Genomic DNA, 23,376 nt, shown 5'->3' on the forward strand with positions numbered 1-23,376 from the left:
CGCAGCGGTTCGCGAGCGGCGCGAAGAAAAACTATGCGCGCTCGTCCTTCGGCGAGTCCATCAGCACATAGGTGGTGATCGAATGCACCTGCGGCAGCACGCCCAGCACCTCGGTGTGGAAATGCTTGTACGAGGCGAGATCCTCGGTCTCGACGCGAAGCAGATATTCGATCGTGCCGGTGATATTGTGGCATTCGCGCACCTCGGGCGCGAGCGCCATCGCCGCTTCGAAATCATTCTGCGACTTCTTCGTGTGCGATGAGAGGCCGATCGTCACATAAGCGACGAATGTCAGCCCGAGCTTCGCGGGGTCGATCACGGCGCGATAGCCCTTGATCACCCCGCAACGTTCGAGTTCCTGCACGCGGCGCAGGCACGCCGACGGCGACAGCCCGACGCGGTCGGCGAGTTCGAGGTTCGAGATTCGCCCGTCGCGCGACAATTCCTGCAATATCTTGCGGCCAATGGCGTCAATCTTGATCATGGATTGCACAATCTATCCGATGACTACGTATCTTTGCAATCCGTCGCGCATCGAAACGCATTATGTTGCGCGCATGAACCAGACCACCCTCGCCGCGCTCTCCGCCTTCGCGCTCGTCTCGTCGATCACGCCGGGACCGAACAATATGATGTTGATGGCGTCGGGCGCCAATTTCGGCCTGCGCCGCACCGTGCCGCACGCGCTCGGGGTCGGCATTGGCTTCACGCTGATGATCGTCCTCGTCGGCGTCGGGCTGATGGGCTTGTTCGACCTGTTCCCCGTGCTCAACATCGTACTCAAGGTGGTGAGCGTCGTCTATCTGCTGTGGCTTGCGTGGAAGATCGCGAATGCCGCCGCGCCCGACACGGCGACCGGCGCACGCGCCAAGCCGATGACCTTTTTTCAGGCGGTCCTGTTCCAGTGGGTCAATCCCAAGGCGTGGTCGATGGCGCTGACCGCGATCGCGCTTTACGCGCCCGATCGCAATCTCGGCGCGGTGCTGCTCGTTGCCGCGATCTTCGGCATCATCAACCTGCCCTCGACCAGCCTGTGGGCGGTGATGGGCCAGGTGATGCGCAGCTGGCTGTCGAGCCCGGCGCGACTGAAGGCGTTCAACTGGACGATGGCGGCGCTGCTCGTCGGATCGCTGGCGCTGCTCGTCTGATCCGATTGCAAGGTTGCATCCCGCAACCTATGGACGGCGCTCCCCTCGTCTGACCGGAGAACAGAGCATGCAGAGCCGTCGCCTCGGAAAAAGCGCCATCCATGTGTCGGACATCTGCATGGGGACGATGACCTTCGGCAGCCAGACCGACGAAGCCGAGGCGTTCCGCATCCTCGACCGCTGCTTCGACGAAGGGATAAGTTTTTACGACACCGCCGAGGGTTATCCGGTGCCGCCCGATGTCAAATGGGTCGGGCGCACCGAGGAAATCGTCGGGCGCTGGATGAAGACCAAGCCGCGCGACGCGATCATCATGGCGACCAAGGTATCGGGGCCGAGCCATGTCTGGTTCAAGTCGCCGTGCCGGAATGGAATGACCGCGCTCGACCGCAAGAATATCATGCAGGCCGTCGACGACAGCCTGACGCGGCTGCAGACCGACTATATCGATCTCTACCAGACGCACTGGCCCGATCATGACGCGCCCTATGACGAGATGATGGACGCGCTCGACGAACTCGTCCGCGTCGGCAAGGTCCGCATCCTCGGCTGCTCGAACGAAACGAGCTGGGGGCTGATGAAGTCGCTTGCCGCGTCGGAAAAACTGGGCGGCGCGCGCTATCACACGGTCCAGAATAATTTCAGCCTCAACAACCGTCGTTTCGAGGATGAGCTGGCGCAGGTGTGCCGGCAGGAAGGCGTCAGCCTGATCCCCTATTCGCCGCTGGCGGGCGGGGTGCTGTCGGGCAAATATCAGGGCGGCGCGACCCCCGAGGGCGCGCGTTTCTCGCGCTACCTCCAGATGGAAGGGCGGCAGGCGGCGATGGGCCGCCGCTTCGTCAACGAAAAGAGCCTCGCCGCGACCGAACGCTATCTCAAGATCGCCGAGGAGGCGGGGCTGCATCCGGTGACGATGGCGACCGCCTGGTCGAAGCAGCATGACTTCGTCGCCTCGACGATTGTCGGGGTGAGCGCCTATGATCAGGTCCAGCCGATCCTCGACGCGGCGGAGCTGGTGCTGTCCGACGAGGTGATGAAGGCGCTGCACAAGGTCAGCAAGGACATCCTCTACCCGATGGGGTGAGCCGACGGCCATTCGAGAATCAGCGCGCCGCCGACGGGCAGTGCGCGCCATGCCTTCGACAGCCTTTCGAAGTCGCCGAATACCCGCGATTGCGCGGCGTCGATCCGCGCGCGTTCGTCGACGCTGAGCGAAGCGCGGGTGCGCTCGGCCTCGCCCAACGCCGCGCGTTGTGCCGCGCTGTCGGGGCGCGTGCTGCTGCGCCAGCCGATGTCGAACAGGAAGGCGGCGAGCTCGGACAGTTCGCCCTCCCTGCCCTGGCTTTTGATCAGCTTCGCGCCCTTCGCTACCTGCTTGCGCGCCGCGCGCTGACGGTCTTTCGCCGACAAGGCGCCGCCCGCCTCGACATGGAAGGAGCCCGCGTCGCCGCCCGCCGCGATCTGGCCGAACACGCCGGTCTTGAGCCCCAGCGCCGCTTCGACGACGAAATGCACCATATCGTGCGGCAGGTCGGGATCGAAGCCGGGCGCGGGGTCCATCACCAATACCGGCAGGCCTGTGCGCTCGATGCGCATCGAATAGCGGCGTTCGCCCGAGCGGATGAAATGGACTTTCATGGGCCCCGCCTGTAGCTTCCTATTCCGTTCCACCAAAAGGATTTGCGATGATTCCTGCCCGCCGCGCGTTTTTCGCCTTCGCCGCTTTCTCCGCCATCATCGGCACCGCGCATGCCGCGAACCCCGTGATGTTCCGCGACGCGGGATGCGGCTGCTGCCTCAAATGGCTCGAACAGGTGAAGGCCTCGTTCGGGCAGAAGGCGACCATCGTCAATTCGAAGGACATGGCCGCGGTCAAGGACAAGCAGGGTGTGCCGCAGGCGCTGCGCAGCTGCCACACCGTGCTCGTCGGCGGCTATGTGATCGAGGGGCATGTGCCCGCAAAGGACATTGCCCGCCTGCTTCGCGAAAAGCCCAAGGGCGTGAAGGGCCTCGCCGTCGCCGGCATGCCGATGGGATCGCCCGGCATGGAGCATGGCGACCACCGCGAGGCCTATAAGGTCATGACCTTCGGCCCCGGCGGCCAGCGCGTCTATGCGAGCTATGCCGCAAGCGGCGGCGCGCACGCGCACTAAGGCAGCGGCGGTTCGATGCTGTTCCGTACCGCCATTCTCGACAGAATTCGGACCGGCGAGATCAGGCTCGCTTTCCGGCGCTGGCCGCGGCCGACGGTGAAGGCGGGCGGGCGGCTGCGCACCGCGATCGGCGAACTGGCGATCGAGGAGGTCGGCCCCTGCGCCGTCGCCGATATTTCGGAGGCCGATGCACGCGCCGCCGGTTTTGCCAGCCGCGCGGAGTTGCTGGCCGAACTGAATGAACGCACCAAGGGCGACATCTACCGTATCGCTGTTCGCTTTGCCGGCGCCGACCCGCGGATCGCGCTGCGCGAGACGGGCGACCTTTCCGCGGCCGAGATTGCGGCGCTCGCGGTGCGGCTCGAGCGGTTCGACAAGGGCGTCGACGGCGCATGGACCCGCGCCGTGCTCGACCGGATCGCAGCGAACGAGGGCGAAGCCGCGGCCGTTATCGCGCAGGCGATCGGTGCCGAAAAGATGCGGCTCAAACAGAATATCCGCAAGCTCAAGGAGCTTGGCCTCACCGAAAGCCTTGAAACCGGCTATCGCCTGTCGCCGCGCGGCAGGGCGCTGCTCGCGGCCCTGCCGCACTAGCGCGATCAGGCGAGTTCGGCCTTGAACAGCTCGAGCATCCGGCCCCACGCCTTTTCGGCTGCCGCCTCATTATAGGCGCGGCCGTCGGGCGGGCACCAGCCGTGCATCGCGCCGGCATAGACCTCGACCTCATGCCACTGGGGGCGCGGTTTGAGCGCCTCGGCCAGCAAGACCTTTTCGTTCGGGGTTTCCTTGTCGTCGTTATCGGCGATCGCGAAGAGATAGCCGGCATTGGTGTCGTCGATCAGCAAATGCGGGCTGTCGGGCTTGTCGGTCGCGACGCCGCCGCCGTGGAAGCTTGCCGCCGCGCCGACGCGGTTGGGGTTCAGCGCCGCAGTGTAGATCGTCATCGCACCGCCCATGCAATAGCCGGTGGTGCCGATGCGGCGCTTGGTATCGACCTCCTTCTGCGCATCGAGGAAAGCGAGATGCGCCCTCGCGTCGGTTTCGACGATCGGCCGGGTGAGTTGCTTGAGGTAGCCGAACAGCTTCTGCCGGACCGCCTCGTTGCTCCAGTCGTTCGCCGCGTCGACGACGGGCGATTTCTGCCAGCGGTAAAAGGGGTTCACGGTCAGCACCGCATAGCCCTCGCCCGCGAGCCGATCGGCCATCTGGCGAAAGGCGGGACGCAGCCCGCGGATGTCGGGCCACACGAGCACGGCGGGATGCTTGCCCTCGGCGGGCGCGACGAAATAGGCATCGCAGGTGCCGTCGGCAGTGGTGATCGTGACGTCGCGGCCCTTCACCGGCTTGCCCGCCATCGCGCGCGCGGGCAGAGCCGCCATCAGCGCCCCGGCACCGGCGAGCGCGGTAAAGCTGCGACGCGCGACGGGCATTCCGGCCCGGTCGAGATCGGCTTCGGTGTTTTCGGTGCACATGCTGTCTCTCCTTGGGGGGATTTGAAAAGGCGCGAAAAACTGCGCAACTTCACTCGCGATTCCATATCTCGTCCCGTGATCGGGCGAACCGGAGGCAAGGCTAGTCGAGCCTTGCTTTATAGGACAGCGGTTTTTGAACGGCTTGCGTCCTTCCCCCTTTCGTTAGAGGATCGGGGCAGCCACCTCGTCGAAGCTCAGCGCCACATGATGCACGCCGACCTCGCGCAGCATCGCGCCGTGCGCGGCGCGGTCGACGATATGCCCGGCACCGCAGAAGCCGATCACGGTCATCCCCGCCGCGATCGCCGCCCGCGCGCCGGTCGGCGAATCCTCGATCGCGAGACACTGCGCCGGATCGACGCCGAGCCCCTTGGCGGCCGCCAGATAGATATCGGGATGGGGTTTGCCGCGGTCCCAGCCGTCGGCGCTATAGATATGATCGCCGAAATGGTGGCGCAGCCCGAACAGGCCGAGCGCCCAGTCGATATATTCGGCGCGGCTCGACGAGGCGATCGCGCGCGGCGTGGCGCCGAGCGCGCCCAGGAAATCGGCGACGCCCGGAACCGCGTCGAAACCTTCCATGAAACGCGCCCGCGCGCGGGTGCGGTGCGTCTCGCGAAAATCGGCGGGAAGCGGACGCCCGAAGCGCGCCTCGATCCGCCGCTGCGTTTCCTGCCAATTGTGGCCGTAATAGTCGCGCAGGCTCTCTTCATAGGTCGTCGGCATGCCCGCCGCGGTCAGGCTTTCCGACAGCGACAGGTTGGCGCGCACCTCGCTGTCGGCCACGACGCCGTCGAAGTCGAAGATGATGGCGGCGTAGGACATGACCCTAGGGCATGACCCCGGCGTCGCGCGCATAGGCCCACGGCCCCTCGCCTGACCAGCTGCGCCCGTCGGGAAAGCCGAGCTTCAGCCCGCTGAGCTGCTCCGGTGCAAAGAGACGCATGTTGACGCCCATCAGGTCGACTTCGCCGCCCATGCGTTCGATCAGCCCCGCGGTCGCCGACCAATGCGTCGAACAGCCGCAGGTGGGACAGAAATGCAGGTCCGAATTGGGGTTCTCGCGGTCAGCGCGGTTGTAGGTCCGCGTCGCACCTTCGATCACGACATCGCGCGGCGACATATAGCTCCAGAGGATGCCGTGTGAGAAGCAAAGCGAGCAATTGCACTCCGCGACTTCTACGGGTGCCTTGGCGAGCCGCACCGAGACGGCGCCGCAATGGCAGGTAGTGTTCCAGCTCATTTCTTTGCTAGCGGCGCCGAAGCTTTCGTCTTCTGCGCCTTCTTTCGTACTGGGACCTTTCCTTTTACCGCCGCGGCCTTCGCGTCAAGGCGTCGCCTCTTTTCCGGCGTCACAAACGCCTCGTGCAAAAAATGTTCAAGCAGTTCCATCATGGTGTCGAGGTCTTCGGCGTTCGGCTTCCACCCCCTATGAGCCGAGGCACTACCTGCGTCGACTAATGCTTCTAGCCGTGCCAAGTCCAATTTCCCGATGTGCCCACCATCAACGAGGGCATTCAACTTCTCTCGAAAAGTTATCTCAGGATCGATGCCCAACAATTCGGACGCTGCGTCAAAGGAAGTACGAATCCCGATACCGGCGAGCATAAACAGGTCGTTATTCAGTGCCGTGTAAAGCTCTGCCAAGGCGCTCATCAGAATAGATTCATCGGCACCCTTAACGGATATCAGGCCTAACCAGTCGGGCTGCTGACGCTTCGAAAGCGCAGGCCAGTATCCGATAGTTTCGGTATGATGGGTAACGTGCTCGCCTTCCTCATCATAATAGTCATGATAATCTTCGGAGTTGGTGCCGACCGTCTGTACGAAAGTATGTTCGCACCCCCGACACCTCAGCAGATACCAATCTGTGATCCAACTGAGGAAATCATCTCCTCCCCGTTGCTCAAAATGACCTAAGACGTCGCAGTTGCGGCTACCGCCACAAGACGAGCACCCCGCCTTCTTCGCGCTGAATTCAGGCTTTTCGTTCATAACCTACTCTACCGTAACCGATTTCGCGAGATTGCGCGGCTGGTCGACGTCGGTGCCCTTCGCAACCGCCACATGATACGCCAGCAATTGCACCGGAACTGCATAGACCAAAGGCGCGATCAGCGGATGAACCTTGGGCATTTCGATCGTCGCCATGCAGCCGTCGCCGGCTTCGGCGAGGCCCTCGGCGTCCGAAATCAGCACGACCTTGCCGCCGCGCGCCATCACTTCCTGCATGTTGCTGACGGTCTTTTCGAACAGCGGGCCGCTGGGCGCGAGGACGATCACCGGCACCGCTTCGTCGATCAGCGCGATCGGGCCGTGCTTCATCTCGCCCGAGGCATAGCCTTCGGCGTGGATGTACGAGATTTCCTTGAGCTTGAGCGCGCCTTCCAAGGCGAGCGGATAGTCGGGGCCGCGGCCGAGGTAGAGGACATCGCGCGCCGGGGCGACGAGATGCGCCATCTTCGAGATTTGCTCGTCGTGCGCGAGCGCGGCGTTGAGCGCGGCGGGCGCTTCGATCAGATGTTTGACGATCTCATGCTCTTCGGCGGCGCTGAGCTTGCCCTTTTTGAGCGCGAGATGCGCGGCGAGCGCAGCGAGCACCGCGAGCTGGCAGGTAAAGGCCTTGGTCGAGGCGACGCCGATTTCGGGGCCCGCATGCGTCGGGAGCAGCAAGTCGGCCTCGCGCGCCATGCTGCTGGTCGGCACATTGACGACGACCGCGATCGTCTGGCCGCTCGCCTTGCAATGGCGGAGCGCCGCGAGCGTGTCGGCGGTCTCGCCCGATTGCGAGATGAAGAGCGCAAGCCCGCCCGGCTGGAGCACCGGGTCGCGGTAGCGGAACTCCGACGCGACATCGATATCGACCGGAACGCGCGCGAAGGTTTCGAACCAATATTTGGCGACCATGCCGGCGTAGAAGCTGGTGCCGCACGCGACGATGGTGATGCGGTCGATCTTCGAGAGGTCGAAGTCCATCTGCGGCAGCGCGACCGTCTGTTCGAGCGGGCGGATATAGGAGGAGAGCGTCTGCGCGACCACGGTCGGCTGCTCGAAAATCTCCTTTTGCATGAAGTGGCGGTAATTGCCCTTCTCGACCGCCGCGGCGGTGACACCCGACGTCGTGATCTCGCGCGTCACGGGATTATTTTCGGCGTCGTAGATCTGTGCGCCGTCCTTGGTGATGACGACCCAGTCGCCCTCGTCGAGATAGGCGATCTTCTGCGTCAGCGGCGCGAGCGCCAGCGCGTCCGAGCCCAGATAGGTCTCGCCCTCGCCATAACCGACGACGAGCGGCGAACCGAGGCGTGCGCCGATCAGGAGATCGGGATGCTGGCGGAAGGCGATGGCGAGCGCGAAGGCGCCGCGAAGTTGCGGCAGCACTGCCTGGACCGCTTCCGCCGGCGACTTGCCCGCTTCGACCTGTTCGCTGACGAGATGCGCGACGACTTCGGTATCGGTCTCGCTTTCGAACGTCCGACCGCGCGCCTGCAGCGCCTCGCGCAGCGGCTTGAAATTCTCGATGATGCCGTTGTGGACCAGCGCGACTTCGCCCGTCGCATGCGGGTGCGCATTGCTCGTCGTCGGCGCGCCATGCGTCGCCCAGCGCGTGTGCGCGATGCCGACGGTACCGGGCGCCGGGTTGCCGGCGAGTTCCTTGACGAGGTTGCCGAGCTTGCCCTCGGCGCGACGGCGGATCAGCTGGCTGCCCTCGACCGTGCACACGCCCGCCGAGTCATAGCCACGATATTCCATGCGCTTCAGCCCGTCGACGAGGCGGTCTGCCACCTGGTCCTTGCCGATGATTCCGATAATTCCGCACATGGGTTCTGGCTTTCGTTAGAGCGTGTAGGGAACGCGAATACCCGGCATCGCTGCCGGAAACACCTTGATATTGCGCGTCACGAGAATGCGTCCGCTGATCTGCGCGGTCGCCAGTACGAAAGCGTCGGCCAAGGTCAAGCCCTTGCGCTCAGCGCGCAGCGCTGCGGCGCGGCGCGCGACCGCATCGCCGATCTCCTCGACCTGAAAGCAGCCGAGGAACGCCTCGACCGCCTTGACCGATGCGGGATCGGCGGCGGACATCACCTCGGTCCAGCTGACGCGGCTGACGCTCTTGCGTCCAGCGCGGCGGATCTCGCCGCGCGCCGCCTCGACGCCGTTCAGTGCGTCGATCAGGATATCGCTGTCGAACTGCGCGTCGATCATTCGCGCTTGCCCCTCAGCCGCCGCTGATATTTGAGGCCGTCGCCGATATCTTCGCGCGACCGGAAGATGCCGAAAGCATTGTCGATCGCGTCATCCGACACATCGGCGCGATAGGCCGCCACGGCCCGCCGGACGAGCTCGGCGCGCGAAACCCCCTGCTCGGCGGCGAGGGCGTCGAGCCACTGGATATCGGAGTCGGGAATGTCCGCGAGGAAGCGCATCCCATTTTGATATCATATCATGATATCAAATCAAGCGATCACTTGCTTCCGATAAACGATAGCGCCGGATTTTTCGGCAACCCGGTCGTAAAGCGCCATCGCGGTTTCGTTCGTCTCGTACGTCATCCAATAGATACGCGGTATCGACCGCTCCCGGGCCGCCTCACACACGGCGTCGATCAGCGCGCGGCCGACACCCTTTCCGCGCGCTTCGGCGCTGGTGAACAGGTCTTGCAGATAGAGCGAGGGCAGCAGCGAGGTCGTGCTGCGGTGGAACAGATAATGCGTCAGCCCCAGCAGCGCGCCGTCCTGCTCGGCGACGAGCGCGAACATCGGCTCATAGGGATCGAAGAAGCGCTCCCATGTTGCAGCGGTGATTTCGGGCGCCAGTGCGGTCGCGCCGCTGCGACCGTAGAATTCGTTGTAGCCGTCCCATAGCGGCAGCCATTGGTCATAATCGGCGCGGACCGCCGGACGGACGATCAGCCCGCTCATGCCCTGCCGAAATTCCGGTCGACGAAGATCATCGCGAACTGCCGCGGATCGGCCGCCTCGCCATTGCCTTCCTCGAAACGCGCCTTGCCGCTTTCCCATATTTCCAGGATCTGCGCCGGCAGGTCGGGGCCGAATTTCATCTGCGTCTCGACGATCTGCTCCCAGCTTCCGGTCGTGCCGAAGCTTTGCTCGAGCTGCGGGACCATGGCTTTGCAATAAGCCTCGGTCGCCTCGTCAAGCTGGCCGATCGCCTTCAGCACCCAGGCGTCGACGAAGCGCAGAAAGGGCTTGTCGGTATAGCGGTCGGTCAATGCGCCTTCTCCATCCATTCGCCCTGCAGCAACCCGAAGATCAGCGAATCGCGCACGCCGATGTGCGTTTCCCATTCGCCGCGTAGCCGGCCCTCGCGCTGGAACCCCAGCCGTTCGAGCAATCCGATCGAGCCGGGATTTTCGGGGTCGGTATCGGCAAAGATGCGGCGCAGCCCGAGATCGTCGAACCCATGGTCGATCACCCGCGCCACCGCCTCGCGCGCGATACCCGTACCCCAATGATCGCGATGCAGGATATAGCCGATCTCTTTCACTTGCGGCTTGCCGTCGATCAGGATCACCCAGCCGAGCGCGACATCGTCGCCGGCGGTGATCGCCCAGCAATGATAGCCCTGTCCTTCGGCGGCGTTGCCTTTGACATAGTCCGCCGTCTCGGCGAGCGACGTGTGCGGACCGCTCGACCACCAGGTCATTACCTCGGGATCCGATAGCACAGGGAACAGCGCGGGCGCGTCGTCCTCGCGAAGCTGGCGCAGCACGAGGCGCGCGGTGGTCAGTGTTGGCGCAGACATGGGATTACTTCTTCTCCGCGGCTTTTTTCTTGCGCATCGCGTCGTGGAAGCGGTCGGCCCAGCCGGGCTTGACCAGTTGCTCGCCGCGCACGAGGCGGAGCTCGCCGTCGGCGACATCGCGCGTCACCGCGCTCCCGGCGGCGACGATCGCATCGGCGCCGATTTTGACTGGCGCGACGAGCGCGCTGTTCGATCCGATGAAGGCGCGCTCGCCGATCTCGGTCCGATATTTGAAATAGCCGTCATAATTGCAGGTGATCGTCCCCGCGCCGATGTTCGCGCCCGCACCGACGGTGGCATCGCCGATATAGGACAGGTGGTTCGCCTTCGCGCCCTTGCCGAGCGTCGATTTCTTCACCTCGACGAAATTGCCGACCTTCGCCTTTTCGCCGAGCACCGCGCCGGGACGAAGCCGCGCATAGGGACCGACCTCGCAGCCAGCCCCGATCGTCGCGCCCTCGATATGGCTGAAGCCGCGGATCGTGGCGCCGTCGGCGACCGTCACGCCGGGACCGAAAAACACATTGGGCTCGATCGTCACGTCGCGGCCAAGCGCGGTATCCCACGAAAACCAGACCGTTTCGGGGGCCTTCAGCGACACGCCCTCGGCCATCGCCTCCTCGCGCCGGAACGCCTGCCACTGCGCCTCGGCGGCGGCGAGTTCGGCGCGGCTGTTGATCCCCGCGACCTCGGCGGCATCGGTTTCGATCACCGCGACGCGCTTCCCTTCGGCGATCGCTCCGGTGGCCACGTCGGGCAGATAATATTCGCCCTGCGCATTGTCGTTGCCGACCGCTTCGAGCAGACGCCACATATCCGCGGCCCCGGCGACGATCACGCCCGAGTTGCAGAGGTCGACCGCGCGCTCTGCCGCCGACGCATCCTTATACTCGACCATTTTGTGAACGGTGCCGTCGGCATCGGCGATGATCCGGCCGTAAGCCGCCGCATCGGCCGGACGAAAGCCGAGCACGGCAACCGCCGCACCAGCGTCGAGCGCGCCGCACAGGCGCAAGACCGTTCCCGCAGTCAACATAGGGCAGTCGCCGAAACAGACGAGCGCGATCCCTTCGAAACCGGCCAGCGCATCCTTCGCCTGCAGCGCGGCGTGCGCGGTCCCGAGTTGCGGGTCCTGAACCGCGACGACCGCGCCGGTCCCGGCGAGCGCCGCTTCGACCTGTTCGCGCTTGTCGCCGACGACGACAACCGTCGCCGCGGCGCGCAATTCGGCGAGCCCGCCGAGCAAATGCAGCAGCATCGGCCGCCCCGCGATCGGATGCAGCACCTTGTGCAGGTCGGACTTCATGCGGGTTCCCTTGCCCGCGGCAAGGACGATAGCGGCGATCGGACTGGTCATGCCCGCCGCCATGCCAGCAAATCATTGCGGTTTCCAGCACATCGCGCCATGCGCGGCGGATGAACGGATTTCCTTTCGCGATCGTCGGCTTCGACCTCGACGGCACGCTGGTCGACACGCTCGGCGACCTCGCTGCGGCAGTCAATCATACGCTGGCAACGATGGACCGCGCGCCGCTGGCCGAGGATGCGGTGCGGCCGATGATCGGGCGCGGCGCGAAACATTTGCTCGAAGAGGGATTGCGCGCGACCGGCGGCGTTCCCGACGGCGCGGTCGACCGGCTCTATCCAGAGCTGCTGCGCTTCTACGCAGCGCATATCGCGGTGCGAAGCCGCCCCTTCCCCGGCGTGGTCGACGCGCTCGACCGGCTCGATGCGCTGGGGGTGAAGACCGCTGTAGTGACCAACAAGACCGAAAGACTCGCGCGCCTGCTGCTCAGCGAACTCGGACTCGCCGGGCGCTTCGCGACGATCATTGGCGGCGACACGCTCGGACGTGCGAATGCCAAACCCTCCCCCGCGCCGATCCATGAAATGATCACGCGCTGCGGCGGCGGGCGCGCGGCGTTCGTCGGCGACAGCATCTATGACGTGACCGCGGCTAAATGCGCGGGGGTGACCAGCATCCTCGTCGGCTTCGGATTCCTCGATCGGCCAGTCGAAGAATATGGTGCGGACCATGTCATCGCGCATTACGACGAGCTGACAGGATTGCTGGGGGATTTGGGGGGATATTCATGACCGATGAGACATGGGACGGGGTGATCGAGACGGCAGGGCCGAACCCGCTGCTGCGGCTCGCCGGGGGGCTGGCCGCGTTGGGGCTGATCGTCCTGATCGCATCGACAGGCTGGCAGCGTCTGTCGGCGATCGGCGTCTTAGGCGCGAGCCTGATGCAGACCGCCCTGCTCGCGGGGACCCTCTATTTCACCTGGTTCAGAGGGGCGCCGGTCTGGAAGCTATTGGTTACCACCGGCGTGATGTTCGTGCTGGTCATGGTGATCAACCTCAACACGGCGAAGACGGGTATCGAAGCGCTCCGCGCCGATGTGGCTACGCTCAGCGACCTCAGCTTCGACACGCACGGCAATCTTATCGTTCCGCCCGATGCCGAACAGCGCGGTCCGCTATCGCGGATCACCATCCGCATGGTCGGCGACGTCGATGCCCTGATCCGGGATTATCATCAACAGGTCGAATATGCAGGCGCCTTCGCGCTGTTCGATGCCGATCGCCTGCGCGTCAATTCCAACGTCCTACGCAACTGTGGCGCGGTGACCGCAATGAAGGCGGAAATCCCTGCCTATAAAAAGCGCCATCTCGCCATCATCGGGCAAGCGCGGCGCGAACTCGCCGGCGTCGACGTCCCGCCGGCGATAAAAAAGGCCTTCTTGGCCGGCATGGACGAATCGCTGTCTCAGACCCAATCTGAGGTCGAGAAACTGTGGAGCCTGAATGGCCGGCAGATCGACGAGGCCGCGGGGGTCTGCACGATCCTGGCCCAGCGCAATTGGCAAGGCTGGGGATCGAGCTTCGCCTTTACCTCCCGGCCTGACATGGAGGCCTTCAATCGCCACAATAGCCGATTGCGCGCTATCGCAGTCGAACTCGACACCCTCACGGCCGGCAACAAGGAACGTATGGCGCGGTACCAGCAGGATTTGCGGCGCTTCCTGAACTAATTGCGCGCCTCAGTCGCTCCGCTTTCGCCACTTCGTCCACAAATGCCGCGCCAGCATTGCGGGCGGCATGCGCAGCCAATGCGAGCGGATATAGAAGGCCTGCTCGATCAACGGCTGCGTCACGCGCCCCCAATCGTCGCGCGCGAACAGGCGGCGGCGGAACCAGCCGTCGGTGGCGTCCTGCCGGTCCCAGCCCTCGGGCAACCGGGCACCGTAAAGATCGCGCGACAGGCGCGCGGCGCGATGGACCGCATCGCGCAAGCCGTGCAGCGCCGCACGGCCATCGAGCTTTCCCCAATAGCCCGGATCGGCCGCCGCAAAATCGCGCGTCATCGTATGGAAATCCCACAGGTTGCGCAGCCCGCCCTGCAAATCGCCGTCGGCGAGCATATGCGCGGCGCAATGGACCGCCATGTCGGCGGGGCAAAGCACGGCATAGCCCGCGGCGCTTTCGACCGCGTCGCTCATCAGCGCCAGCGCGTCGGGGGTGATCCGGTGGGTGCGCGGCAGGATCGTGTGGTGCACGTCGATCATCCGGTCGCGCGCCTTGTGGATGAGCGGCGGCAGCTCGTGCATATGTTCGCGATAATAGGCGTCGTCATAGGGGTCGGATTTGACCCATTCCCACCCGGCATTGAGCAGCGCATTCTCGGCGCGGCGGATGTCGGAGGCGAGGACGAGGATATCGAGGTCGCCGATCTGGCGCCCCGCAGCGCACGCCATGCCCGCCGCGGCATAGGCCGCACCCTTCAGCAGCACGAATTCGATGCCTGCGGGCGCGAGCGCACGCCGCGCCATTTCGGCCTCCCACAATGCCTGTGCCTGTGCGACCTTTGCCGCGGCGCGCTGATCGGCGAACAACGCGGCGACTGCGGGCGGCAGCTCGGCCGCTTCCAGCCGGTGCGCCAGCGTCGCGAGCATCGCTTCGCTCCGTGCCACACCGACGACACCGTCCCAGTCGGGCCGCGCCAACGTCGCCGGATCGCGCCGCCCCGTCAGCAGGTCGACGAAGGCGGCAACCGCGCTCATCGTGCCGCCTCCGCCCACAGTTGTTCGACCAGCGCCATCCCGGCCTCGCTGTCGGGATAGGAAATGCCGAACGCCGGCGTTTCGCGCACGAGCCGCGTCAGCGCGACAAAGCCCGTTTCGCCCAGCGCGACATAGTTGGTCGATGCCTCTGTCAGCCGGACGAAGGCCTCACCCTCGCCCATCGGCTCGACGACCAGTTCGCCGCCGAAACGCGGGAAGAGCAACAGCGCGGGGCGTGCGGGTTCGTGCATCGCGGTGATCGCCTCCGCGCGCGGGATCAGGTGGCGGATATCGCCCTTCGGCGTTCCCGAAAGCAATGGACCGAGCCGCCTGGCGTCGACGCGCGACGCGACCTCGGCGATCGCGGCATTCTTGAGGCTCACCGCGCGAGGGAAAGCGAAGGCGTCGCCCGTCGCCGGATCGATCAGCGTGAATTCGTCGCCCATCAGCCGCCAGTCGCGTTCGCCGAGCAGCGCGGCGAGCGTCGACTTGCCCGATCCCGACTCGCCCGACATGACAAGCGCGCGGCCATCCTTCGCGACCGCGCTCGCGTGGAGCAGCATATGCCGCCGCCAGCCGAGCGCGACCTGCAAATTCATCCCCATCTCGGCCGCCAGCAGCCCCATCGACAGCGGCAGCGGTAGCGCGTCGGGAACGACGAAATCGCCGCCGATATGGACCGACGGGCGCAGCCAGCGTCGCCAGGGCCGCGCCGCGAACAACCGCACCGTCGCGTCGGCGGCCCGTGTTTCGTCCTGCGGATAGCCGGCATAGAGATGGCGCAGCGCCGCGACGGGTTCGGCCCAGTCGCTGCCGATACGAAATTGCACCGGACCGACCGCGATGCGCACACCATGCCTCACGCGCGCTCCACCAGCCCCATCGCGGCCAATTCGGCGAGGCGTTCGGCGAGGACCGGCTCGGCCTCCGCTTCGCTATCCAGCTCGAACCTCGCGGCCAGACGCGCCGCCAACAGCGCCGCGCTGCATGCGTCATCGCCCATCGCGTCCAGAATTTCGGGTATCGGCGACACGACGAGGTGCGTCTGCATCGACCGGCGATCGAAGATGGCCGTGAGGTCGCCGAGCGCTTCGATGCGCAGCGCGCCGGGCGGTGCGGCGCGGTAGGCGCGATCAACCATAGTCTTCGGCGGCGGCCGTCAGCTTCGCGAGAATGGCGAGCAGCGTCGCGCGTTCGTCGGCGCTGATATTCGATTCGAGTTGCGCCTCGCTCGCCAGCGCCGCCGGGACGATCGCATCGTAGAGCGAGCGTCCGGTCGCGGTGAGATCGAGATGGTGCGAGCGCCCGTCGGCCTGATGCGCCTCGCGGGCAATCAGCTGCCGGTCGGCGAGCGCCTTTGCCGCGCGGTTCACCGTCACCTTGTCCATGCGCGTCGCTTCGACCAGTTCGCGCTGCGTCTTGGGCGCTCCTTCGCCAAGGACCGCCATCAGCCGCCATTCGGGGATCTTCAGCCCGAAGCGGTTCTGATATTCGGCGGCAATCCGGCTCGACAGGGCATTCGACGCGATCGACAGACGGTACGGCAGGAAATTGTCGAGATTCAGCTTCTTCGCGGCCATGCTTGTCAAAACCCCCAAGGTCGAAATCCCGGCGCAGCCTATCCTATCGCCTGTTTCGGGCCTGTGAAGGGCGCAATGCCGAGAAAATCAGAAAGACAGGCGCGCGCCGACCCAGAGCGTCCGCGGTGTGGCGCGCTCGACGATCCCCGACGAGGAGATGGCGGCGGGTACCAGCTCGTCGAACAGATTTTCGCCGCGCGCCTCGATGCTGACCGCATCGCTGAACTTCCACGACAGGCCGGCATCGAGCGTCAGGGCATCGTCGAGTTCGAGCAAGCCAAGGTCATCTTCATTCTGCTTGCCGACATAGCGTAGCGTCGCGAAACCGCCAAACGGGCCGCGCGTATTGTTGCGCAGCGTTACACTGCCGCCATGCTTGGCGATCTGCGCCGGGCGACGGCCGTCGAGCGTCGCGGCGCCGCCCGAGGCGTCGACCTTGGCATCGGTGAAGGCATAGGTCGCGCGTAATGTCGCGGGGCCGATCCGCTGTTCTGCGCTGAATTCGATCCCCTCGCTATCGATCGCATCGAGATTCTGCCGCTGGTTCAGGTTCGGTGCGAGCGTGACATTGGCGATCGCGTTCGTGAGGTGATTGGCGAACAGCGTCATCGAGAGCTTCGTGTCGCCATTGTCCCAATCGGCGCCGACTTCGCCGCCCCACAGCCGTTCGGGCTTCAGCATCTCGTTCGCCGTCGTTACCTCGGCGCCGACGCGGAACGGGCGGTAGAGTTCGTTGAGCGTCGGCAGGCGCCAGCCGCGATAGGCGGCGGCACGAACCGCAAAACCTTCGGAGGCCCAGCGCACGCCCGCACGGCCGCTGCCTTCCCACCCCTGCCGCGACGCGAACCGCAGGTCCGTGATGACGGGCCCGGCAATATTGCGTTCGAGACGATAGCCGGTGCCGAGCGACCAGCGATCGACGCGCCCGCTCAGCGTCCAGAGAAAGCCGTAGTCACTGTCGCCCGAAGACCATTCGGCGAAGGCACCGACCGTGTCGCTGCTGCCGCCCGCGGTGCGGTGGCGGCCGGGTGTCGTGCCGCTGAAGAAAAAATCCTCTTCGGTCCGGCCGACCGTCCGCCGCCAGTCGGTGCCGATGCGGAGCGGATTGCGCCTGCCGATTGCGGGACGCAGTTCGAACCGCGCGCCCAGCCCGGTCGCCGGCACCCGCTGGAAAAGCGCGGGCGCAACGATGTTGCGGCCGGCGGCAACGCTCGCAAAGCCGCTCTCGAAATCGCGTAACTGGGCATAAACCAGCGCGATCCACTGCGTCTCTTGGATAGGGTCGTGGACAATGCGCAGGCTGGCGTCGATCCCGTCGACCTTGCTTTGCGTGAAGTCGGTGCCCCGGTCGCGGCGGTCGGAAAAGCCGCGCACGCTCGCCTCGATCTGGTTGTCATCGCCCGCGTCGAAACGCAAGCGAAGGCCGAGCCCGCCCTGCTCATAGGGCGCGGCGCGATCGACCGCACCGCGCTGCCCCTTCGCGACGGGAACGAAACCGTCGCCGCGGCTGTACCGGCCATCGACGGCGATATTGCCTTCCCCGATCATGCCGCCCACCGATGCAGTCGCATCCCAACCGTCGCGGCTGCCATAGGCAAGGCTCGCGTCCACGCCCTCGGTCATGGCCGAATAGAGGCCGATCGTGCCCGCGAGCGCGCTAGGTCCATCGACCCCGCTGCCGCCGCCGCGCGTCACGATCATGCCGCCAAGGTTGATCGCGTCATAGGCGCTCCACGCGACCCAGCCGCCGAAGGGGTCGGCCTGCGGCACGCCGTCGAGCGTCACCAGCGCACGGCTCGATGCATTGCCGCCAAGCCCGCGGAGCGTGACGCCCTGGCTTGTCGGATGCGCCGAGCGGCTATCGGAGCGACGGAACTGCACGATGCCCGCTTCGTCGCGCAGGCGGTTTTCGATACGCGCACCGAAACCGCTATCGACATCGGAGATAAAGGCGCTGCCTTGTACCCTGTCGCTGTCGGCGCGTCTCAATACGCCGCTGCCGTAGACGATGATCATGTCGAGCGGCCTTGGGGAACCGAGGACACAAGGAATCTCCGGTTCGTAATTCGTCTCTTCCTGCGCCATCGCCGCCGCCGGCATCGCCAGCAGCGCGGCCCCCGTCAGAAGGCGGATCACGCGGGCTTTACCGCGTCAGGGTGAGCCCGCTGGAACGCGTCCAGTTCCATACACGCCGCATCGATCGCGACCAGCCGCGGATAATCGTCCAGCGGCACTTCGAAACGCCGCGCATTATACATCTGCGGGACGAGGCAGCAGTCGGCGATTCCCGGCGTATCGCCACCCAGATAGCGGCCGTCGCCCGCCATCGCCTCGAGCGCCTCGAACCCCTGCGCGATCCAGGTCGCGATCCAGCGGTCCTTGGTCTGTTCGTTGAGCCCGAGATCCTTCGTCAGATATTTGAGCACGCGGAGGTTGTTGAGCGGATGAATGTCGCTCGCGATCACCTGCGCGCGCGCCAGCGCGACCGCGCGCGGCATCGCCTCTTCGGGAATCAGCCGCGGCTCGGGATAAGCGCGGTCGAGCCAGTCGATGATCGCCATGCTCTGGATGATCGGCTCGCCATCGACGACGAGCATCGGGACGAACCCCTGCGCATTCTGTTCGAGATAGGCGTCGCTGCGCTGTTCGCCCGCGATCAGGCTGATTTCGACGCGCTCGTAGGCAAGCCCTTTCAGGTTCATCGCGATGCGCACGCGAAAGCTGGCCGAGGAGCGGAAATAATCGTGGAGGACGAGGCTTGTCATGCGCCGCCTAATGCGCGTCTTTCGGCATCTCGGCAATCCATTGCCTGAGCAGCGCCGCACCTTCCCTGTGCACCGTCGAGCGGCCAACCTCGGGCATCGCTATGCCGGGGTCGGTGCTTTCGAGACGATAGATCAGGAAGCTATGGCCGGGATCGCCGGGTGCGATGGCGAAATCCATGCCGCCGCTGCCGCGTCCCGCTGCGGTCGGGCGCTTGCCGATGCCATAATTGACGCCTGCCGGATCGTCGGTCCAGCGCAGAAACAAGCCGCTGTTCGACGCGCTGCCCGCGGGATTGTGGCAATGCGCACAATTGACGTCGAGGTAGGCGCGCGCGCGGTCGGCGACGCTGCCTGCCTTTGGATCGTCCCACTGCGGCATCGTCGGTTTGAGCGCGGCGGGATTGTCGAAATAGAGGCTGCGCAACTTGTCGGACGCAGCGGGGTCTGGAATGAAGTTCCGCGCCTTGGGACCGATCGGCACGATCGCACCGTTCAGGCTGTGGCATTCCTTGCACTGATTCTTGTTCGGCACCGCATAACGAATGCTGTGCGTTTCGCCGTCGGGGCTTTTGAACGTCACGGGAACGCGGCGCCCGCCGAGCGCGAGCGTCGCATCCTTGCCGTCGGCATCCCAGATATAAGGCAAGGCGATCCACCCCGACGCGCGGTGGATGAGCAGGCGCGTCTCGACCGGGCGACCGCCATTGACATCGGCCCAGCCGAAGCTTTTGACGAGCACCGTACCGACCGGAAATTCGATAACCCCGTCGGCGGCGACCGTCGCCTTTTTCCCTGCCGGGATCGAAATGAAGCGATGCTTGTCGGTATAGTCGCTGAACAGCGGCGCGCGGAGCGTATAGCCGAGGCCGGTCGCCGGCTGCGCCGGGTCGTTGCTGCGGAACAGACCGAACGCCGACAGTTTCGCCGGCATCGCGTCGCTGTCGACGACGGCCTGATCGACCCCGGGCAGCGATCCCGCCGCCCCGCCGCTCGTGCACAGAAGCGCCGCCGCGAGGGCGACAAATACCCGCTTCACCGGACCTTCGCCTCCATGCTGTCGGGAAGCTTGATCGTCGGCAGCGCGGCCGGGGGCGTCCCGTTCGACAGATCGGCCGGCGCGGGCTTCGCTTCGCTTTGCGGCGTCTTCACATCGGGCAGGTTCAGCGACAATACGCCCACCTTGTCGAGCACGATCGCATCGCCCGACCCGTCCCACAGCACCGGCGGGATGCTGCCGCCCATCGCCGCCGCGATCATGTCGCCGCCCGGGAACTTCGGGGCATAGCCCGCCTTGCCATGCTGGTTGCCGCGCACGACGATCGCCTTCGGCAGCGGCTGATATTTCGGATCCTTATGTTCGTAGCGATACCCGACGATCATCACATTGGCAGTGCCATTGTCGGCAAAGACATTGTCGAAAATCTCGACATTGCGGTTCGCCATGATCAGCACGCCGGTGCCTGTCGGCACGCTCGCGACGATATTGCCCTTGGGCGCGAAGTTCGGCGTGCTGTTGTCATTGACGACATTTTCGAACACGCGGACATTGTGCCCGCCCTGCATCGGCAGGCTCGGCAGGTCGAACACGAGGATGCCGCCAGTATTTTTCGTCGCGATATTGTCGTGAACGTCGGCGTCATAGCTGTTCTCGATCTCGATCCCCGCGACATTCTCGGTCGCGATCGAATCGCGGACGACGATATTCTTCGACTGGCCGACATAGATGCCCGCATCCGACGCCCCGCGGACAAAGACGCTGTCGACCAGCACGTCGCTGCTTTCGACCGGATAGATGCCGTAGGCGCCGTTGGTTTCCTTTGGCCCCGCGGTCCATTCGACGCGCAGCTTGTGATAGACGATGCGGTCGGCGCCCTTCGACTTGATGCCGTCGCCCTTGGTGTTGAGCACCGCGAATTCGGTGAGGAACACATCGTCCGACGTGACGAGAAGCCCCTCGCCCGCGCCCTGCTGCCCCGCAAAGTCGAGGATCGATCCGCCCTCGCCAGCCCCCGCGCCGCGCAGCGTCACATTGGCGACGTCGAGCGACAGGCCGTCGGTCAGCTTCCACACGCCCGCGCCCAGTTGCACCGTATCGCCGGGCTCGGCGAGAATCAGCGCTTCCTGCAGCTTTTCATTGGCGTCGGGCGTTGTCGCACTGACGCTGATCACTTTCGCCGCCGCCGGATACGCGGCAAGGGCCGCCACGATGCTGAGCGTCGCCGCGTGGCGCAGGCCATGGAATCGCATATGTCTCTCCCCAAATTTTCGGGGAGCATGGTGCAAGACTTGACGGATGCCAAGCGATGTTGCTGACATATGTGTAGCTAACCGGGGAGAGGTCGCTTGATTCACAGATATATGCTGGCGCTTGCCGCCTTTGTCGCCTTGCCCGCGTCGGCGGCGGCGCCCGCGTCGCTGACGGGGCGCTGGAAAACCGACGACGGGAAAGGCATCGTCGCGATGGCGCCGTGCGGTGCCAAGATGTGCGGCCGGATCGCCGAACTGCTGATCAAGGAGCCCGCCGGCGGCCAGCGCGACGAACGCAATCCCGACAAGTCCAAACGGACCCGCAAGGTCGAAGGCCTGCAAATCTATTGGGACCTCGCCCCGCATGGCGACGGCTGGAAAGGTGAAGGCTACAGCCCCGAGGACGGCCGCTATTACAAGGCGCACCTGCGCGTGAAGGGCAACAAGCTGACCATGAAGGGCTGCGTCGCGGTGTTTTGCCGGACGGTGACCTGGACGCGGATGGCCTGAACCACGGCCCCACCCGCACAGGGGTGGGGCGTGTTTCTCAACCCTCGCCCAAAATCCAGTCGACGCCCGCCGTGACATGGATGCGCGTGGTGTCATAGATCGGCAGGACGTTGGCGTCCGTGTCGACCAGCATCACCAGTTCGGTGCAGGCGAGCACGATCGCCTGGATATCCTGCTTCGCAACGTCGGTGATGAAGGTCTTCATCGTCCGGCGCGAGCTTTCATTCACCTTGCCGAGCATCAGCTCTTCGTAAATGATGCGGTCGATCTCGTCGGCGCGGCTCGCATCATAGGGCGCGAGCGTCAGCCCGTGGCGCACGAGCCGCTGGCGGAACCAGGGCTCGGTCATCACGCCCCGCGTGCCGATCACCGCGGCCGCCTTGATCCCGCCGGCCTTCATCTTTTCGCCGGTTTCGTCGACGATATGCAGGATCGGGATCGAGATCGCCGCGGCGACATCCTCCGCCACCTTGTGCATCGAATTGGCCGCGATCATCAGCGCGGTCGCGCCCGCGGCTTCGAGCCGCTGCGCCGAGGCGATCAGCACCTCCTTCGCATGCGCCCATTGCTCGGGGGTCGTGATGCGCGACAGCTCGCAATAGTTGAGGCTTTCCATCACGATCGGCGCCGAACAGGCCGTGCCGAGGCGTTTTTGTACGCCCTTGTTGAGATGGCGGTAATAAAGCTCGGTCGATGCCCAGCTCATTCCCCCGATCAGGCCGATTTTGCGCAAGTTGGTCCTCCGAAAAACAACAGGACCGGGTCTCGCCGGACCCGGTCCCGAACTTGGCTAGAAAAACTGGCGCCCGCGGGCAAGCCCGCGAGCGAAACTTTGCGGCAGGCCGTCAGTGCCCGGTGCCGCGCCGACCTTAGTGTCCGCTACCGCTGAGGGCCTTGACGATGTCGTCGGCCATCTTCTTGGCGTCGCCGAGCAGCATCATCGTCTGGTCCATATAGAAGACGTCGTTGTCGACGCCGGCATAGCCGACCCCGCCCATCGAACGCTTCACGAACAGCACGGTCTTGGCATTGGCGACGTCGAGGATCGGCATGCCATAGATCGGCGAGGTCTTGTCGGTCTTTGCCGCCGGGTTGGTCACGTCGTTGGCGCCGATGACAAAGGCGACGTCGGCCTGCGCGAATTCGCCGTTGATGTCCTCCAGCTCGAACACCTCGTCGTAGGGCACGTTCGCTTCGGCGAGCAGCACGTTCATATGGCCAGGCATGCGTCCCGCGACCGGGTGGATCGCATATTTGACGTTCACGCCCTCTTTCTTGAGCTGGTCGGCCATTTCGCGCAGCGCGTGCTGCGCTTGCGCGACGGCCATGCCGTAGCCCGGAACGATGATGACATTTTCGGCCTGGCTCATCAGGAAGGCGGCATCGTCGGCGCTGCCCGGCTTCCACGGGCGCTGTTCCTTCGCGCCGCCGCCCGCACCCGCTTCTGCATCGGCACCGAAGCCGCCCGCGATCACGCTGATGAAGCTGCGGTTCATCGCGCGGCACATGATGTACGACAGGATCGCGCCCGACGAGCCGACGAGCGCGCCGGTGATGATCATCGCGGTGTTGCCGAGCGTGAAGCCCATCGCCGCCGCGGCCCAGCCCGAATAGCTGTTGAGCATCGACACGACGACGGGCATGTCGGCGCCGCCGATCGGGATGATC

30 protein-coding genes are annotated in these 23,376 nt (G+C 65.1%); 7 read left to right on the plus strand and 23 right to left on the minus strand.

Features of this window, described 5'->3' with window-relative positions; translation table 11 throughout:
* Nucleotides 1-31: 31 nt before the first annotated feature.
* Nucleotides 32-484, minus strand: coding sequence for an Lrp/AsnC family transcriptional regulator (locus VGU00_RS16570; protein WP_327470482.1), 453 nt, complete (start codon nucleotides 482-484; stop codon nucleotides 32-34).
* 19 nt (nucleotides 485-503) lie between these two features.
* Between VGU00_RS16570 and VGU00_RS16575 the strand changes: the two genes are divergently transcribed.
* Together VGU00_RS16575 and VGU00_RS16580 are read left to right on the plus strand one after the other, a co-directional pair.
* Nucleotides 504-1,148 (plus strand): LysE family translocator, encoded by a 645-nt coding sequence (locus VGU00_RS16575; RefSeq protein ID WP_327470484.1) that lies wholly within the window; start codon nucleotides 504-506, stop codon nucleotides 1,146-1,148.
* Between the two features lie 67 nt (nucleotides 1,149-1,215).
* Nucleotides 1,216-2,232 carry an aldo/keto reductase gene (locus tag VGU00_RS16580; protein WP_327470486.1) on the plus strand — a complete coding sequence of 339 codons (1,017 nt, stop codon included), beginning with the start codon at nucleotides 1,216-1,218 and terminating at the stop codon, nucleotides 2,230-2,232.
* Here VGU00_RS16580 and VGU00_RS16585 read toward each other — a convergent pair.
* Complete coding sequence (locus VGU00_RS16585) at nucleotides 2,217-2,786, minus strand: hypothetical protein (protein WP_327470488.1); 570 nt, start codon at nucleotides 2,784-2,786, stop codon at nucleotides 2,217-2,219. The two genes, VGU00_RS16580 and VGU00_RS16585, sit on opposite strands and share 16 nt — an antisense overlap.
* Before the next feature lie 47 nt (nucleotides 2,787-2,833).
* Between VGU00_RS16585 and VGU00_RS16590 the strand changes: the two genes are divergently transcribed.
* Nucleotides 2,834-3,301 carry a DUF411 domain-containing protein gene (locus VGU00_RS16590; RefSeq protein WP_327470489.1) on the plus strand — a complete coding sequence of 156 codons (468 nt, stop codon included), beginning with the start codon at nucleotides 2,834-2,836 and terminating at the stop codon, nucleotides 3,299-3,301.
* 15 nt (nucleotides 3,302-3,316) lie between these two features.
* The gene (locus tag VGU00_RS16595) at nucleotides 3,317-3,895 is read left to right on the plus strand and encodes a hypothetical protein (RefSeq protein ID WP_327470491.1); all 579 of its coding nucleotides are present in this window, start codon (nucleotides 3,317-3,319) and stop codon (nucleotides 3,893-3,895) included.
* 5 nt (nucleotides 3,896-3,900) lie between these two features.
* On the opposite strand, the gene VGU00_RS16600 is transcribed toward VGU00_RS16595, so the two are convergent.
* From VGU00_RS16600 to glmU, 11 genes are all read right to left on the minus strand, one after another.
* The gene (locus tag VGU00_RS16600) at nucleotides 3,901-4,773 is read right to left on the minus strand and encodes a dienelactone hydrolase family protein (RefSeq protein ID WP_327470492.1); all 873 of its coding nucleotides are present in this window, start codon (nucleotides 4,771-4,773) and stop codon (nucleotides 3,901-3,903) included.
* 162 nt (nucleotides 4,774-4,935) lie between these two features.
* A complete protein-coding gene (locus VGU00_RS16605) occupies nucleotides 4,936-5,598 on the minus strand; it encodes an HAD family phosphatase (protein WP_327470494.1) in 663 nt (220 codons plus the stop codon).
* A gap of 4 nt (nucleotides 5,599-5,602) precedes the next feature.
* The gene (locus VGU00_RS16610; protein WP_327470496.1) at nucleotides 5,603-6,016 is read right to left on the minus strand and encodes an aldehyde-activating protein; all 414 of its coding nucleotides are present in this window, start codon (nucleotides 6,014-6,016) and stop codon (nucleotides 5,603-5,605) included.
* Nucleotides 6,013-6,768: a DUF4145 domain-containing protein gene (locus tag VGU00_RS16615; RefSeq protein ID WP_327470498.1), complete on the minus strand. Its 756-nt coding sequence runs from the start codon at nucleotides 6,766-6,768 to the stop codon at nucleotides 6,013-6,015. Before VGU00_RS16615 ends, VGU00_RS16610 begins: the two co-directional genes overlap by 4 nt.
* A 3-nt stretch (nucleotides 6,769-6,771) precedes the next feature.
* On the minus strand, nucleotides 6,772-8,595 hold the full coding sequence (gene glmS, locus VGU00_RS16620) for a glutamine--fructose-6-phosphate transaminase (isomerizing) (protein WP_327470500.1): 1,824 nt from the start codon (nucleotides 8,593-8,595) through the stop codon (nucleotides 6,772-6,774).
* Nucleotides 8,596-8,610: 15 nt separating this feature from the next.
* Nucleotides 8,611-8,979, minus strand: a complete 369-nt coding sequence (locus tag VGU00_RS16625; protein ID WP_327470502.1) for a PIN domain-containing protein — start codon at nucleotides 8,977-8,979, stop codon at nucleotides 8,611-8,613.
* Nucleotides 8,976-9,200, minus strand: coding sequence for a ribbon-helix-helix protein, CopG family (locus tag VGU00_RS16630; protein WP_327470504.1), 225 nt, complete (start codon nucleotides 9,198-9,200; stop codon nucleotides 8,976-8,978). Before VGU00_RS16630 ends, VGU00_RS16625 begins: the two co-directional genes overlap by 4 nt.
* A gap of 30 nt (nucleotides 9,201-9,230) precedes the next feature.
* Nucleotides 9,231-9,695, minus strand: coding sequence for a GNAT family N-acetyltransferase (locus VGU00_RS16635; RefSeq protein WP_327470505.1), 465 nt, complete (start codon nucleotides 9,693-9,695; stop codon nucleotides 9,231-9,233).
* Nucleotides 9,692-10,006 carry a hypothetical protein gene (locus tag VGU00_RS16640; protein WP_327470507.1) on the minus strand — a complete coding sequence of 105 codons (315 nt, stop codon included), beginning with the start codon at nucleotides 10,004-10,006 and terminating at the stop codon, nucleotides 9,692-9,694. Before VGU00_RS16640 ends, VGU00_RS16635 begins: the two co-directional genes overlap by 4 nt.
* Nucleotides 10,003-10,539, minus strand: coding sequence for a GNAT family N-acetyltransferase (locus tag VGU00_RS16645; RefSeq protein ID WP_327470510.1), 537 nt, complete (start codon nucleotides 10,537-10,539; stop codon nucleotides 10,003-10,005). The genes VGU00_RS16640 and VGU00_RS16645 overlap by 4 nt, the downstream gene beginning before the upstream one ends.
* Nucleotides 10,540-10,543: 4 nt before the next feature.
* Nucleotides 10,544-11,908: a bifunctional UDP-N-acetylglucosamine diphosphorylase/glucosamine-1-phosphate N-acetyltransferase GlmU gene (glmU, locus tag VGU00_RS16650; protein ID WP_327470512.1), complete on the minus strand. Its 1,365-nt coding sequence runs from the start codon at nucleotides 11,906-11,908 to the stop codon at nucleotides 10,544-10,546.
* 47 nt (nucleotides 11,909-11,955) lie between these two features.
* On the opposite strand from glmU, the gene VGU00_RS16655 reads away from it, so the two are divergent.
* Nucleotides 11,956-12,636 carry an HAD-IA family hydrolase gene (locus tag VGU00_RS16655; RefSeq protein WP_327470514.1) on the plus strand — a complete coding sequence of 227 codons (681 nt, stop codon included), beginning with the start codon at nucleotides 11,956-11,958 and terminating at the stop codon, nucleotides 12,634-12,636.
* 20 nt (nucleotides 12,637-12,656) lie between these two features.
* Entirely contained in the window at nucleotides 12,657-13,577 is a 921-nt protein-coding gene (locus tag VGU00_RS16660; protein WP_327470515.1) for a hypothetical protein, read from the plus strand.
* A gap of 9 nt (nucleotides 13,578-13,586) precedes the next feature.
* Here VGU00_RS16660 and VGU00_RS16665 read toward each other — a convergent pair whose 3' ends face one another.
* From VGU00_RS16665 to VGU00_RS16700, 8 genes are all read right to left on the minus strand, one after another.
* Complete coding sequence (locus VGU00_RS16665) at nucleotides 13,587-14,606, minus strand: nucleotidyltransferase family protein (protein ID WP_327470517.1); 1,020 nt, start codon at nucleotides 14,604-14,606, stop codon at nucleotides 13,587-13,589.
* Nucleotides 14,603-15,469 (minus strand): HprK-related kinase A, encoded by an 867-nt coding sequence (locus VGU00_RS16670; protein ID WP_327470518.1) that lies wholly within the window; start codon nucleotides 15,467-15,469, stop codon nucleotides 14,603-14,605. Before VGU00_RS16670 ends, VGU00_RS16665 begins: the two co-directional genes overlap by 4 nt.
* Nucleotides 15,466-15,747, minus strand: coding sequence for an HPr-rel-A system PqqD family peptide chaperone (locus tag VGU00_RS16675; RefSeq protein WP_327470520.1), 282 nt, complete (start codon nucleotides 15,745-15,747; stop codon nucleotides 15,466-15,468). The genes VGU00_RS16670 and VGU00_RS16675 overlap by 4 nt, the downstream gene beginning before the upstream one ends.
* A complete protein-coding gene (locus VGU00_RS16680) occupies nucleotides 15,740-16,186 on the minus strand; it encodes a MarR family winged helix-turn-helix transcriptional regulator (protein WP_327470522.1) in 447 nt (148 codons plus the stop codon). Before VGU00_RS16680 ends, VGU00_RS16675 begins: the two co-directional genes overlap by 8 nt.
* Before the next feature lie 87 nt (nucleotides 16,187-16,273).
* Nucleotides 16,274-18,322 carry a TonB-dependent receptor gene (locus VGU00_RS16685; protein ID WP_327470524.1) on the minus strand — a complete coding sequence of 683 codons (2,049 nt, stop codon included), beginning with the start codon at nucleotides 18,320-18,322 and terminating at the stop codon, nucleotides 16,274-16,276.
* Complete coding sequence (maiA, locus tag VGU00_RS16690; protein ID WP_327470526.1) at nucleotides 18,319-18,951, minus strand: maleylacetoacetate isomerase; 633 nt, start codon at nucleotides 18,949-18,951, stop codon at nucleotides 18,319-18,321. Before maiA ends, VGU00_RS16685 begins: the two co-directional genes overlap by 4 nt.
* Before the next feature lie 7 nt (nucleotides 18,952-18,958).
* Nucleotides 18,959-19,987, minus strand: a complete 1,029-nt coding sequence (locus VGU00_RS16695) for an SO2930 family diheme c-type cytochrome (protein ID WP_327470528.1) — start codon at nucleotides 19,985-19,987, stop codon at nucleotides 18,959-18,961.
* Nucleotides 19,984-21,198, minus strand: a complete 1,215-nt coding sequence (locus VGU00_RS16700; protein WP_327470530.1) for a parallel beta-helix domain-containing protein — start codon at nucleotides 21,196-21,198, stop codon at nucleotides 19,984-19,986. The genes VGU00_RS16695 and VGU00_RS16700 overlap by 4 nt, the downstream gene beginning before the upstream one ends.
* A gap of 96 nt (nucleotides 21,199-21,294) precedes the next feature.
* Between VGU00_RS16700 and VGU00_RS16705 the strand changes: the two genes are divergently transcribed.
* Nucleotides 21,295-21,708 (plus strand): DUF2147 domain-containing protein, encoded by a 414-nt coding sequence (locus VGU00_RS16705; RefSeq protein WP_327470532.1) that lies wholly within the window; start codon nucleotides 21,295-21,297, stop codon nucleotides 21,706-21,708.
* Between the two features lie 37 nt (nucleotides 21,709-21,745).
* On the opposite strand, the gene VGU00_RS16710 is transcribed toward VGU00_RS16705, so the two are convergent.
* Both VGU00_RS16710 and VGU00_RS16715 read right to left on the minus strand, forming a co-directional pair.
* On the minus strand, nucleotides 21,746-22,441 hold the full coding sequence (locus tag VGU00_RS16710; protein ID WP_327470534.1) for an aspartate/glutamate racemase family protein: 696 nt from the start codon (nucleotides 22,439-22,441) through the stop codon (nucleotides 21,746-21,748).
* 136 nt (nucleotides 22,442-22,577) lie between these two features.
* Nucleotides 22,578-23,376: NAD(P)(+) transhydrogenase (Re/Si-specific) subunit beta (locus tag VGU00_RS16715; RefSeq protein WP_327470536.1), on the minus strand; the 799-nt coding region annotated here is incomplete at its 5' end.

Origin of the sequence: Sphingopyxis sp., from assembly GCF_035944815.1 — a bacterium.
Lineage (GTDB): Bacteria > Pseudomonadota > Alphaproteobacteria > Sphingomonadales > Sphingomonadaceae > Sphingopyxis.